Origin of the sequence: Nitrospira sp. (assembly GCA_029194665.1) — a bacterium.
GTDB lineage: Bacteria > Nitrospirota > Nitrospiria > Nitrospirales > Nitrospiraceae > Nitrospira_D.
In genome coordinates this window covers 359,666-372,445 of the sequence record JARFXO010000003.1, presented here as the reverse complement: position 1 = coordinate 372,445, position 12,780 = coordinate 359,666, and the positions used below count along the sequence as shown (strand labels likewise).

Annotated in this window: 12 protein-coding genes and 1 tRNA gene; 12 read left to right on the top strand and 1 reads right to left on the bottom strand. The window is 55.5% G+C overall.

The annotated features are described in order from the left end of the window. Positions 1 to 54: 54 nt before the first annotated feature. The 12 genes from P0119_11220 to P0119_11165 all read left to right on the top strand — a co-directional run bounded on the left by P0119_11220 (position 55) and on the right by P0119_11165 (position 11,085). Positions 55 to 1,254, top strand: a complete 1,200-nt coding sequence (locus tag P0119_11220) for a substrate-binding domain-containing protein (GenBank protein ID MDF0666624.1) — start codon at positions 55 to 57, stop codon at positions 1,252 to 1,254. Between the two features lie 55 nt (positions 1,255 to 1,309). Next, on the top strand, positions 1,310 to 2,857 hold the full coding sequence (locus P0119_11215; GenBank protein ID MDF0666623.1) for an alginate export family protein: 1,548 nt from the start codon (positions 1,310 to 1,312) through the stop codon (positions 2,855 to 2,857). A 20-nt stretch (positions 2,858 to 2,877) separates the two neighbouring features. Further along, complete coding sequence (gene modA / locus P0119_11210; GenBank protein ID MDF0666622.1) at positions 2,878 to 3,630, top strand: molybdate ABC transporter substrate-binding protein; 753 nt, start codon at positions 2,878 to 2,880, stop codon at positions 3,628 to 3,630. A 68-nt stretch (positions 3,631 to 3,698) separates the two neighbouring features. Then, positions 3,699 to 4,373, top strand: coding sequence for a molybdate ABC transporter permease subunit (gene modB / locus P0119_11205; protein MDF0666621.1), 675 nt, complete (start codon positions 3,699 to 3,701; stop codon positions 4,371 to 4,373). Next, the gene (gene modC / locus P0119_11200; GenBank protein MDF0666620.1) at positions 4,370 to 5,461 is read left to right on the top strand and encodes a molybdenum ABC transporter ATP-binding protein; all 1,092 of its coding nucleotides are present in this window, start codon (positions 4,370 to 4,372) and stop codon (positions 5,459 to 5,461) included. The genes modB and modC overlap by 4 nt, the downstream gene beginning before the upstream one ends. A 13-nt stretch (positions 5,462 to 5,474) precedes the next feature. After that, on the top strand, positions 5,475 to 6,065 hold the full coding sequence (locus P0119_11195) for a hypothetical protein (GenBank protein ID MDF0666619.1): 591 nt from the start codon (positions 5,475 to 5,477) through the stop codon (positions 6,063 to 6,065). Between the two features lie 13 nt (positions 6,066 to 6,078). Then, positions 6,079 to 6,738, top strand: a complete 660-nt coding sequence (locus P0119_11190; GenBank protein MDF0666618.1) for a molybdopterin-dependent oxidoreductase — start codon at positions 6,079 to 6,081, stop codon at positions 6,736 to 6,738. Positions 6,739 to 7,041: 303 nt separating this feature from the next. Next, the gene (locus tag P0119_11185; protein MDF0666617.1) at positions 7,042 to 7,434 is read left to right on the top strand and encodes a TOBE domain-containing protein; all 393 of its coding nucleotides are present in this window, start codon (positions 7,042 to 7,044) and stop codon (positions 7,432 to 7,434) included. A 174-nt stretch (positions 7,435 to 7,608) separates the two neighbouring features. Continuing rightward, a complete protein-coding gene (locus tag P0119_11180; GenBank protein MDF0666616.1) occupies positions 7,609 to 7,812 on the top strand; it encodes a TOBE domain-containing protein in 204 nt (67 codons plus the stop codon). 419 nt (positions 7,813 to 8,231) lie between these two features. Further along, positions 8,232 to 9,779, top strand: a complete 1,548-nt coding sequence (locus tag P0119_11175) for an alginate export family protein (GenBank protein MDF0666615.1) — start codon at positions 8,232 to 8,234, stop codon at positions 9,777 to 9,779. Between the two features lie 147 nt (positions 9,780 to 9,926). Further along, entirely contained in the window at positions 9,927 to 10,688 is a 762-nt protein-coding gene (gene modA, locus P0119_11170) for a molybdate ABC transporter substrate-binding protein (protein MDF0666614.1), read from the top strand. A 307-nt stretch (positions 10,689 to 10,995) separates the two neighbouring features. Then, positions 10,996 to 11,085 (top strand) — tRNA-Ser (locus tag P0119_11165). A gap of 163 nt (positions 11,086 to 11,248) precedes the next feature. Here P0119_11165 and P0119_11160 read toward each other — a convergent pair. Then, on the bottom strand, positions 11,249 to 12,772 hold the full coding sequence (locus P0119_11160) for a DUF2779 domain-containing protein (protein MDF0666613.1): 1,524 nt from the start codon (positions 12,770 to 12,772) through the stop codon (positions 11,249 to 11,251). Between the last annotated feature and the right edge of the window lie 8 nt (positions 12,773 to 12,780).

Below are 12,780 nucleotides of genomic sequence, written 5' to 3'. Positions count from 1 at the left end.
TGTTATGAAGCCGAACAGATGGTGTAAATCATAATTGACATCTGGAAAGTATACTTGCTATACACCCTGTCCATGCGGACGCAGATCAAACAGCACGGACCCTCCGTTCGGTTTTCCAATCACCTAAAATCCATTCGTACGAAGCAGGGCTTCTCTCAGGGTGAACTCGCCAAGCGAGCTGGTATTACGCGACAAGCCATATCTTCCATTGAATCGAACCTGTACTTACCGACGACGGCAGTTGCCCTTCAGTTGGCCTCAGTACTGGCTTGCCGCGTCGAGGATCTGTTTAGTCTTGCTCCGGCGGAGGACATCATTGAAGGCACCCTCATCGGCCGGCTCCCTCAAGCAGAGGCGCAGACTCAATCGATCCGCGTCAAAGTTTCGACCGTCGGAAAACGGACGATCGTGCGACCTGTCGCCGGCTTAGGCGAGCAACTTTCCTTTGCAGTTCCTGCAGACGGCTATATCACCGACCTACCTCACCGGCTGTCCGGGACAACCATCCGGGTGAAACTCTCACGCGATCGAGAAGCGATCCAACAGGAAATTTCCGTGGCCGGCTGCGATCCGGCGATTTTTCTCGCCGGTGAGCATTTACGGCGACACAAAGATCAGACAACGGTCGTCGGCTGGCCGATGGGAAGCATGGCGGCGTTGCAGGCCTTGCAGCGTGGCGAGGTCCATGTCGCCGGCATGCATCTCTTTGATCCGGCGAGCGGAGAATCAAACGTGCCGTTTCTCAGACGATCACTGAAGGGATCTGGTTACGAGGTTGTGACCTTCGCAACCTGGGAAGAGGGATTCATGGTTCGCCGAGGCAATCCCCTGTCCATTCGCACGGCAGCCGACCTTGCTGAGCGCTCAGTAGTCTTGGTCAATCGAGAAGAAGGCTCTGGTGCAAGGCTGCTGCTCGATCAACGATTACGTGCATCCGGCATGGACTCGTCGCACGTTCAAGGGTACGAACAAGTCTTGTTGTCTCATTTTGAAGTAGCCCGAGCCATCGACGGCAGCCGGGCAGATGTCGGAATCGGGATTCGATCCGCCGCGCAACTCTTTGGACTCGATTTCATTCCACTCCAAACCGCTCGCTACGACCTGGTTGTCCCCAAGTCATACTTACAATCCCATCCGACGTTAGCGCACTTGTTTGAGACCATCGTGAGCGGACCATTTCGAAACGAGATCGAAGCCCTGGGGGGCTACGACACCAGAGAAACCGGGAAAGTCCATGCGCTGCGGGTCGTCTGATCATTCTCTTGCTAAGTTAAAACCTCATGCTTGAAGCAGGATAAGAGGAGGATCCATGTCGAGAGGGATTTTGTGGTGTGTCTTTCTGAGCCTGTCTCTTTTTCTGATAGGCCCGGAAAGGGCCAGGGCCGCCGAGTACGGGGAACTGGTACAGAAGGGCGACAAATGGGTGTTCAAGAGTACGGAAGACCCGATATTCAAGTACATGCGAGATACCGGGTGGATCACAGATGAGAGATACCATGCGGTGTCTTCACAAACCGGGAAGAACTGGATCGAGCCGGCCGATGCGATGCTCAATCGACGGCAGGACATCGAATGGAATCGATACCTCAAAACTGCGCTGCACCTTCCTGACTGGCTCGACCTGGGGCTGGAGAACCGGACTCGTTTCGAATCGTACGATCACCCCTGGCGAGTAAGCCAAGTCCCAGGGAACGGGGCACCGGATACACAATTTCCTCTGCGGTCGCGAGTTCGTTTCGGATTGGGAGGCAACGGACCATTGCGATTCCTGTTCGAGGGTAACGATTCACGCTCGTTTCTTCTTACTGATCCCCAGGGAGCTTTCCGTGACACCACTATGGTCAATACATTCGATGTTCTCCAGTTGTTTGGAGCAGTGAAATTGAACAATGTCCTGGGGACCGGACTGCGGACCGATTTCCTTTTCGGCCGCTATACCCTGGATATGGGCAACCGCCGGATGAGTGCCAGAAATGATTTTCGAAACACCTCCAACTCGTTTGACGGCTTCTATTGGCAAATCGAGCAAGACACGACTTGGAAGCTCAGGGCATTCGTCGCGGAGCCGGTCATCCGACTCCAGGAGTTTGCGGACCACCAAAACAGCAATACGCTCTTTTGGGGAACCTACTTCGAGGGCCATCATTTCCCCTGGTTCCAGATGGACGCCTACTACTTGGGACTGAACGACATCCGCTCACCGAGGGTGACCACCCATCGCACCTATTCCACGTTCGGCGGTCGCCTCTACAAAAACCCCAAACCGGGAGAATGGGATTATGAGATTGAGACCGCTTGGCAGATCGGAACCACGGGACTGACCGATCATTTTGCTTATTTTAACCATCTCGACATCGGGTACACAGTAAACCTCCCCTGGACGCCGAGATTACTGTTTCACTATGACTATGCCAGCGGGGATCGCCAACCAGGCGACAGCCAGAATGAATCGTTCGATACATTATTCGGAGCGAGAAACTTCGAATACAATCCCACCAGCACGTGGGGTCCGTTTTACAGAGTCAACCTCCAGTCACCAGGGTGGCGGCTGATCCTCAGGCCCACACCGGCCTGGATTCTGGAACTCAAACATCGCGTCTGGTTTCTCGCGCAGGCCAAGGACTTCTTCGGCCAATCCGGCTTACGAGATCCCACGGGAAACTCCGGCACCTCGCTGGGGCAGGATGTGCAACTTCGCGCCAGGTGGGCGGTTACCAAGAACCTGGACTTTGATGTCGGCTACGTACACTGGTTCAAAGGATCCTATTTCGACAGCCCCACCATCCTTGCCCAAATGCCGACCGGAGGAAACAAAGACAGTGATTACTTCTATTGGCAAGTGCGAGTCAGGATCTAGATTCCTAGAAAGGAGTAGCCATGAAACGAATCATTCTTGCGTGGTGCTTGTTCGTCATAGCGCAGGCTGTGCCACCGGCATTCGCCGAGCCGGTACTGGTGGCGGTGGCGGCGAATTTTGTTCCACCGTTCCGAGAGGTGGCGGTAGAGTTCGAAAAGGCGACCGGCCATAGCCTCAAGGTCGCCGCAGGTTCGTCCGGGAATTTCTATGCGCAAATCAAGAACGGCGCGCCGTTCGACGTGTTCTTCTCCGCCGATAACGAACGCCCCAAGAAGTTGGAAGAAGAGGGCTTCGGCGTCAAGGACTCCCGCTTCACCTATGCCATCGGTCGTGTCGTGCTGTGGAGTCCGAACGCCGACCTGGTGAAAGGACATGAGACGTTGCGCTCGAAGAATTTTAAACGCCTGGCCATGGCTAATCCAAAAACCGCGCCGTACGGAGTCGCGGCGATGCAGGCCATGCAAAAGCTGGAACTCTGGGAGAGCTTACAGTCTCACATCGTCATGGGGGAGAATCTCGGCCAGACCATCGGGTTTGTCGAGTCCGGCAATGCCCAGCTGGGATTCGTGGCCTTGTCCCAGGTCATGGACCCGAAGCTCAAGGGGAAAGGAAGTCACTGGCATGTTCCTACCGATCTACACGAACCAATCCAACAGGACGTGATCTTGCTGGTGAAAGGAAAGGATAACCAGGCGGCAAAAGCGCTCATGGAGTTCATGAGCGGTCCGCAGGCGAAAACGATTATCGAACGCTATGGCTATGAGCTGAAGTAGACGTTCAAGCGCGCGCAACGGAAGGGCGACACGACCCCTAAGACCCCCGGCAAGGCTTTGGAGTAGACATGATGACTCTGACAGATGTGGACCTGAGCGCGCTGTGGATCAGCCTGCGGCTGGCGACGATGACCGTGCTCGTTTTGCTGATTGTGGGTACGCCGCTCGCCTGGTGGCTGGCTCATACTCGTTCCCGGTTCAGACCCTTCGTGGAAGCGGCGGTCGCGCTCCCCATCGTGCTTCCACCTACCGTCTTGGGATTTTACATCCTCGTCGCGCTGGGCCCATACGGGCCGTTCAGCCGTATCGCCCATCTCTCGCTCGCCTTTACCTTCACCGGCCTGGTCATCGCCTCGGTCTTTTATTCAATGCCGTTCGTGATCCAGCCGCTGCAAGGCGCCTTTGAAGCAACCGGCAAGGCTCCCTTGGAAGCAGCCTGGTCGCTTCGCGCCTCCAAGCTCGACGCCTTTCTGACCGTGATCTCCCCGATCGCGCTGCGCGGCTATATCACCGCGATTGTGCTCGGGTTTGCCCATACGATCGGAGAGTTCGGGGTGGTGCTGATGGTTGGAGGGTCGATCCCTGGGCAAACGCGTGTCCTCTCGACGATCATCTTCGAACATGTAGAAACGATGGAATACGCTCAGGCTCATGCCGTCTCTGCTTTCATGCTGATCTTTTCGTTTCTGGTGCTGTTGGCGGTCTATGTCGCCAACCGACGATTTCCCATCCATGCGTCATGAGCCGACTGGTTGCACACTTTCATGTACGCTATCCGACCTTTCACCTGAGCATCGATTTGGACGTGCCGGCCTCAGGAATTACCATGCTCTTCGGCCATTCAGGGTGTGGAAAGACAACGCTGTTGCGATGCTTGGCTGGACTGGAGCGGTCATCCGACGGGTTCATGCAGTTCGGCAACGATGTCTGGCAGGACGAGAAGATCGGTCTGTGCCTGCCGCTCTATAGACGGCCGATCGGATATGTGTTTCAGGAGCCCCGCTTGTTCCCCCACTACAACGTACGTTCGAATCTTCTGTATGGGTACAAGCGGATTCCTCTAGCGCAACGCCGCATCGCCATCGACCAGGTGGTGGATATTCTGGGAATCGGCCATCTGCTTGAACGCCGCATTCATAAGTTGTCCGGCGGCGAGCAACAGAGGGTGGCGATCGGCCGGGCGCTGTTGACCAGTCCGCAGCTGCTCCTGTTGGATGAACCGCTCGCCTCGCTCGATATCCAACGCAAGCAAGAACTCCTTCCGTTCATCCGTCGACTTCATGAGGAACTCCGGATTCCGGTGATGTACGTCAGTCACGCGGTCAATGAAATCCTTCAACTGGCCGATCGTGTCGTGCTGTTGAAAGAGGGAACGATCGTCGGCATCGGCCCGCTCAATGAGATCTTGACCTCCTCGCAACTTCGTCGCGGTTTTGGATCACTCCGGGTCGGCGCGGTGTTGGACGCTCGGGTCGCGAATCACGAGCCGGAGTATGGCCTCACGCGATTGGAATTCAAGGGGCAATTCCTGTTTACCTCGTTGCAGGCGGCCTCAATAGGCGAGGCGGTGCGCGTCCATATTGGTTCGAGCGATGTCAGCCTCGTGATAGGGCAGACTCCTTGCCCAACCAGTGTCTTGAACATTCTTGACGCAACGATTCTGGAAATCCGGGAAACGGATCACTCATCGGTAGACGTGCTGTTGGATATCGGAGCGCCGCTTGTCGCCAGCATCACTCGGAAATCCCTCGTCAACCTTGGTCTGAAACCGGGTCAGCGGGTCTTCGCCCATATCAAAGCCGTGGCGTTAAACGAAGAATTGGTGGAGTAGATGGAGGCTCCCGATGGCACATCCTTATTTCGTTCCGAAACACCTCTGGGGGAATAGTCCGACATTCGGGCAAAGTCCTCAGTCGGACCGTTGGGCCGTCGAACAGGTAGAAGGACTGGTTCACTCTCAGCATGTCGGTCTGACCCGAAACTGCGTGCGAATTCGTGTAGGGATGCGAGTCGATCTCCGCGTGAAACTGCCGGCCGACGATGACCGTTGCTTTTTCCCCGGACAGCAGGTCATCGCCATGATTCCCGGCGAGGCCGTTCGCCTGGAAGCCGGGCTGTTCCGTCGCAGCACCCAACATCTGAACCGCTGGTGCGGTCGTATCGTGCTGATCGAACCATCCTTACTCGGGCAGGTCGTCACGGCAAAAGTTCATGGCGAAAGTTGGTCTCTCAAATGCACCGTGCCTATCGTCGGAGCCAGTCGTTCACCACGAACATGGGATCCGGTCAGTATTGTCGTCGATGCTCAGGCGGTTGAACTGATTCCCAGCCGGGGAGAGGTTGTGCCGGAGCCCAAAGGCTCTGTTCCAACCTGGGCTTGTCTATCAATAAGAGAAGATTGCATGGAGCAATCTTTTTTCACAAACCACCAATAAGAAAGGAGTGTCTATGCCTTCATCATGGCGACTTGTTTTCGTTGCGCTTGTCGGTTTCTTGGGCTGTTCGAGCGTGATGCTGACGGACTCGCTCCGAGCACAGGACATGGAGGGTCTGGAGGCGGCCGACAATAAGCAACCGGCGCCGGCCAACCTGTCACCGGAGGAAGCACGCAAACATTACCTCAACTGCCCCGGTGGTCCGTCAACTCACTTTCGTCTGGGCGGGAAAGTTACAAATCCGAAGACCTTCACCCTCGATACGCTTCGTGGACAACCGACTCAGACCAACGTCTGGGCTTTTTATCGCTCAGGAGCGAGCCCGACCGGATTTGAAACCGGCCAATGGACAGGCGTCTTGCTCTATGACTTGCTCCAGCAGGCCCAGATCGGGTTGAACCCGGAGGTAAAAAACGATCAGAACCGCAAGTTCATCCTCGTCACGGGCAGTGATTGTTACCAGCAGGCTTTCTCCATGGGAGAGTTGGTTCCGGCAATCGGAGGACAGCACCAAATCATTGTCGCCTATGCAAAGGACGGTGTGCTGTTACAGTCAGAAGGATTTGCACGGATCATCAATCCAGGTGATAAATCCGGAGCGCGCAATGTCTCGAATCTCATTCGGATTCAGGTCATCGATCCACCCTTACCAAAGGCGTCCAATTCCGATTAGGAACCGCATGTGCTGCTATGAACGTTGACACAGGTGGTGAGGCACCGTCAGCGCTCGGCGCTGACGGTGGAAACATACAACCGGGATCGACATCAGAAAGGCCCCGCAACCGGGTAGGCCCCCCACTGCGCGGCCTTTGCATCCGAGGGGTTGTGATCGAGTTTCAGCACCTTCGGATGAGAGGAGAGCCGGTCCACTCGGTCGCGGCTCTCCTCCTTTTATTCCTGATCACCGGTCAGACCCGCTGAGAGCGATCTGGTAACAGGCCCTCCAGATTGGTCACTTCGACGATTGGAGCCATCGATGGCGAAACGGATGACGGGCGATGTGCTGACGGCCAAGGAAGCGGCACGATATCTCAGGCTGACATTGCCGACCTTCTATCGATATATTTGGGAGGGTAAAATCGAGGCATCGAAGATCGGGGGGCGATACCGGTTTACAAAATCGTTGCTCGACGGGTGGCTCGGCAAAAAGAACACAGGCGCCGATGATGTCAGTGGGCGCAATAAGCTGGTCGGCCGAGTGACGGCGATCAAGCGGGACGCGATCATGGCGCAGATCGACGTCGACATCGGCTTCCACAAGATTACCGCCGTGATCACCCGTGATGCGCTGGATGCACTCGGGCTCCGCATCGGCGATACCGCGATTGCCCTGGTTAAAGCGACCGAGGTCATGATTGCGAAAGACTAACTTGCTCAATTCAATCAACCTCGTGACGAACGATTCTCAGCCTGCTAACGAAGCAGCTTGATCCCATCAGACTAGCGCAAAATTCTTACCGAACGTATGTCCTTTTCTCATCGAACGGTGCTACGCTACGATCAGGAGTCAGGGGATTCTTAGCTTACATAAGGAGGACAGACAATGAAGCTCAGCGCACGCAATCAATTTCAAGGCACCATCACAAAAATCACCGAAGGCCAGGCGATGGCCGAGGTGACGGTCAAGGTCGGCACACTCGAATTTGTCGCCGCCATCACCGAAGGCTCGGTGAAGAGTATGGGATTGAAACTCAACGACTCAGTGACGGTCGCCATCAAGGCCACCGAGGTGATGGTCGGAAAGTAATGCGGCTCTTACCGGTTGGCGGGAGCTACCTGCTATAGGTTTTTCACCACTCTCATCACACAGTCCGCGCCGAGTGAGCTGACCATCGATCGCGAGGTGCGGGCTGCCTTCAAACCGGCGCTGCGCGTCTCATTCCTCGCCGATACACCACATTTCACTTCCGTTCATCTAGGCGGTTTCACCTTACCCCATCACGCACCCAACCCTACTCTGTCAGTCTTTGCCGAAGGGCACCGACCTGTCGGACTTCCGCTTAACGGGGGTTGACTGCCTCACCCATCGCCTGAACATGTGCCCCCGCAAACACCTCAACTTTGCTATGTCCTGGAAGTCTGTGCTCGCGTCCGCCATAATTCACACGTTGCAATCAAAACTTGGAGCTGCCCCGCTCTCCTTGAATCAGAACAAGAGGAACATCCATGACGAGGAGGATTTTTTGGTGTGTCTTGCTGACCGCGCTTCTTCTCATAGGACCGGAAAGGGCAACGGCCGTCGAACATGGCGACGTGATACACAAGAAAGACGGGACCTGGGTATTTAAAAACACGGAAGATCCCGTGTTGAAGTTCATGCGCGATACCGGATGGATCACAACTGAGAAATATTTTACGGTTTCTTCACAAACCGGGAACAATTGGATCGAGCCGGCCGACGCTATTCTCAATGTGCGTCGGGAAGTTGATTGGAGACGATACCTCAAAACCGGGTTGCACCTTCCTGACTGGCTCGATCTGGGGCTTGAGCAACGGACGCGAGTTGAGTCGTACGATCACCCCTGGCGAGTCGTCCAAGTCCCCGGGAATGGAGCGCCGGATACACAAATTCCTCTGCGATCGCGAGTTCGTTTAGGATTGGGCGGGAACGGGCCGGTGCGATTTCTTTTTGAGGGGCAGGATTCCCGTTCGTTTCTTCTTAGTGGAGCCGCCGGATCTTTCCAGAATAACACCACGGTCAATGAATTCGACGCCCTCCAGTTGTTCGGCGCATTGAAATTGGATAATGTCTTGGGGACCGGTTTACGGACCGATTTCCACTTTGGGCGTTGGACCAGCGATTTCGGCCGGCGCCGACTGATCGGGCGGAACAATTTTCGGAATACCACCAACTCGTTTGATGGCTTTCATTGGCAAATCGGTCAGGAGCAGCTCTGGCGACTCAGGGCATTTGTCGTGGAGCCGGTCATCCGAAACACTGAACAGCTCGACCACCAAAACAGCAAGTCGCTCTTTTGGGGAACTTATTTCCAAGATCACCATTTCCCCTGGTTCCAGATGGACGCCTACTACTTGGGACTGAACGATAGGCGCGTAGCGAATGTGGCCAACCATCGCACCTATTCGACGTTCGGAGGGCGCCTGTATAAGGATCCCAAGCCCGGAGAGCCGCATTACGAAATTGAAACCGCCTGGCAGATCGGAACAACGGGAGCGACCGATCATTTTGCCTATTTGAACCACCTCGATCTCGGATACACATTCGACCTCCCCTGGACGCCGAGATTGGTGTTTCACTATGACTATGCCAGCGGAGATCGAGAGCCAGGCGACGGTCAGAACGGATCGTTCGATACGCTGTTCGGGTCACGGAACTTTGAATTTACCCGCACCGGAATCTGGGGTCCATTTTATAGAACCAACCTTCAAACACCGGGGTGGCGAGTAATCGTCACGCCCACACCAAACCTACTCCTGGAAATCAAACACCGCGTCTGGTTCCTGGCACAGAGCAAAGATTTCTTCGGCCAGTCCGGCTTACGAGACCCCACTGGGCAATCCGGCACCTCGTTAGGACAGGACGTGGAGCTTCGCGCGCAATGGGCACTCAACCCGAACCTGGATTTCGACTTTGGATACGCGCATTGGTTCAAGGGGTCTTATTTCGACAGCCCCATCATCATTGCCCAAATGCCGACCGGAGGGAACAAAGACAGTGATTATTTTTTCGCTGCAGTGCGGGTCAGAATCTAGCAGCTGCGCAGAGACCCTCCATTCATCCTTCGAGAGCCTCAGGACGAACGGAGCAGTCATTGAATATGCTGAGGTTTTCCGTTCGTGCTGAGACCTGTCGAAGCACGCACATCGAGTTTTTCCGCAGCCTGCTAGAAAGGAATGACCGTGAAGCAGAGACTTCTCGCATGGTGTTTGTTTGTTCTGGAGAGTACGGCCGTAACACCGGCTTTCGCCGAGCAGGTGCTGGTGGCGGTGGCGGCGAATTTTGTTCCACCGTTCCACGAGGTGGCGATGGAGTTTGAACAATCGACGGGGCATCACGTTCAGGTGGCTGCTGGTTCCTCTGGAAGTCTCCATACTCAAATTAAGAACGGCGCGCCGTTCGACGTGTTCTTCTCCGCCGATAATGTGCGTCCCAAGCTCTTGGAGGAAGGAGGGTTTGGAGTCAAGGATTCCCGTTTCACCTACGCCCTCGGGCGTCTCGTGCTCTGGAGCCCGAATGCCGACCTGGTGAAGGGAGAAGAGACGTTATCCTCTAAGAACTTCTCACGCCTGGCCATTGCGAACCCCAAAACCGCGCCGTACGGCCTCGCGGCGATGCAGGCCATGCAGGCGTTGAGGATCTGGGAGAAGTTGCAGCCCCGGAATGTCATCATCGTGGGGGAGAATCTCGGCCAGACCATGGGATTTATCGAGTCCGGTAATGCCCAACTGGGCTTTGTGGCCTTATCCCAGGTCATGGAGGCAAGATTCAAGGGAAAGGGAAGTCGCTGGGAGGTCCCCAGCAATCTATACGAACCAATACAACAGGATGCGATCTTGCTGACCAAGGGGAAAGATAACCCTGCGGCAAAAGCGCTCATAAAGTTCATGAGTGGTCCCCAGGCCAAGGCGATCATCGAACGGTATGGGTACCATCTGAGGTAACGGGACAGCGCGAAGAAGGCACGGATGGGAGCCCCTGACGGACCTGGATCTGAGCACGCTGGCTGTGGTCTTCAGATGCCGCCGGTGGTCCTCCGGGAAGTGATACCTCGCCCTCCTGCCGCTCTGCCCCGTGCAGGGTCGGAGGGTAAGATTTGCAAATGACGCAACGATCCGTCGCCCGGTAAGATTTTAGATGACTCAATACGAGCCGTTGCAAAACCTTATCAGCCAAGGTAAGCTTCCACACCCATCGAGCATGTTCTCCTCACCTGCTCGATACTCAAACCAGCCGACGATCTGCCATACCGGAGAGGTGCGAGAGCGGCCGAATCGGGCAGTCTCGAAAACTGCTGTCGGGGTAACTCGACCGTGGGTTCGAATCCCACCCTCTCCGCCACCCCGAGCTTGCTCGTACCGGGAGCCATTTGATGGCTCTTGGCGACCGGATAAAACACATCAAGTGTTTCGGAGCTTGGCCCCCTCAGTAGGAGCGTGAGCGTCTCGGCGAACGCGACTTCGAATGCCAACCCTCTCGGCATCTTGCAAGGCAAGATGCCGGATCACAACCCAACTTCTCCCGCCTTCTCTCGCAACACCTTCCGCAGTTCCACCATCGCCAGCGTATCTCTCTCACAATAGCGTAACAGCGCCTCCCGTATGGAATCCCGTTCCACCCAATCGCTTTCGAGAAAGACCATCCGGTAGTATTCGGCCGCCGCCTGCCCTCCCTCTTGAATCGTGAGATCGCCATACCCAAGCGACGGCACGACCGCCGGCAACACAGATTTGATCGAATAGGATCCATGAAAGGCTGGATGATAATAGTGACTTTTGATGACAGCGAGCAGATCCCACAAGCGCTTCACGATCGCTTTGAACGCCGATTTGAACTCGGGAAAAGTCTCCGCGAGTTGGCGTATGATGGCCTCCTCATAGGCTGAATAGACAACGATGCTCCCTTTCTCGCCGAGGGACTCAATCAAGGCCTCCGCCCAACGCCTGCGCGGCTCCGACGCTTCATGGTGAAGAAACTCCCGGTGCATGACCTCACCGGATTCGAGTTCAATGTGATTGGACCACTGAACCGGAAGAGACTGATAGGGCCTGGTCGAAGGAAACCGCGGCAGTGCCAACATGACGGTTTCGGCATCGAGATGGTGGATGGGATAGCTGACCGAACGAAGAATCTGACTCAAATCCGACGAAATCCACTCAACGTTGTCTTTGACCTTTCTTTGTACATCCGACAGCCTTGTATCACTCGGAATTTCGTCGATCGTCCTGATGCCCTGTCGGACAAGCTGACTGACAATCTCTTTCCTGCCAGGCAGATGATAGATCCAGCGCTGTGGTTTGTCCTTCGTGCAATGGGCCCAAAAGGGACATTCGTAGGGGGCGTGACAATGTTGATCGGGCTCTATCATCGGTGGTTCAGAATTCAGCACCATCACCTTCATAGCAGCTAATCGTTCCGATACCTGCCCTCGACGATCTGCCACAGCTTCCGATACATCTTCAATCGAGAAGAGCGTCTGCAGATCAACCTCACCACCTTGGTAGAGATAGCCCGTGTCGATATGCATTAGACAGGTCGCATCCAACCTCACCCCGGCCCCTTGGACGACGTAGCTTTGTATGGATAGATCATCAAGGTGAATATCTTTCACCCTGGTTGATGACTTCACCTCGATCAACCGCCAGGATGACGATCCCCCCTGAATATTCCGCACGCGCTCCAAAATATCGACGCGCACAACGACTCCGTCATGCTCGAATGCCCCCTCGAAGATGGCGGGAATGTCCGGATCGTGCAGCAACGCGGCGGTCTCCACAATCGCCGCCTCCCGCTGACGAAATCCTGATTTGACCAGCACACCACCGCGAAAGCGCTGCTGCGCCAAAATCCCGATCTCGGTTCCCATGTCCAAGATCGCCTGCGTCGACGCATCCGGCGGTGTTGCCAAGACCGGGTGATGAATTTCCAGATAGAGCCGCTTGTGGCATTGCAATCCCGAGAGAAATTTTGATTTCGACAGGCGGGGTGGTGTGGACGTCGTGGGAGATCCGTTGTGAACGTCGGCCATCGTCATAC

Bases quoted from the DNA above. Each gene is read 5' to 3' on its own strand.
- modB (MDF0666621.1), top strand. From the start codon at position 3,699: ATGATGACTCTGACAGATGTGGACCTGAGCGCGCTGTGGATCAGCCTG.
- P0119_11185 (MDF0666617.1), top strand. From the start codon at position 7,042: ATGGCGAAACGGATGACGGGCGATGTGCTGACGGCCAAGGAAGCGGCA.
- P0119_11175 (MDF0666615.1), top strand. From the start codon at position 8,232: ATGACGAGGAGGATTTTTTGGTGTGTCTTGCTGACCGCGCTTCTTCTC.
- modC (MDF0666620.1), top strand. From the start codon at position 4,370: ATGAGCCGACTGGTTGCACACTTTCATGTACGCTATCCGACCTTTCAC.
- P0119_11190 (MDF0666618.1), top strand. From the start codon at position 6,079: ATGCCTTCATCATGGCGACTTGTTTTCGTTGCGCTTGTCGGTTTCTTG.
- modA (MDF0666622.1), top strand. From the start codon at position 2,878: ATGAAACGAATCATTCTTGCGTGGTGCTTGTTCGTCATAGCGCAGGCT.
- P0119_11195 (MDF0666619.1), top strand. From the start codon at position 5,475: ATGGCACATCCTTATTTCGTTCCGAAACACCTCTGGGGGAATAGTCCG.
- P0119_11180 (MDF0666616.1), top strand. From the start codon at position 7,609: ATGAAGCTCAGCGCACGCAATCAATTTCAAGGCACCATCACAAAAATC.
- P0119_11160 (MDF0666613.1), bottom strand. From the start codon at position 12,772: ATGGCCGACGTTCACAACGGATCTCCCACGACGTCCACACCACCCCGC.
- P0119_11215 (MDF0666623.1), top strand. From the start codon at position 1,310: ATGTCGAGAGGGATTTTGTGGTGTGTCTTTCTGAGCCTGTCTCTTTTT.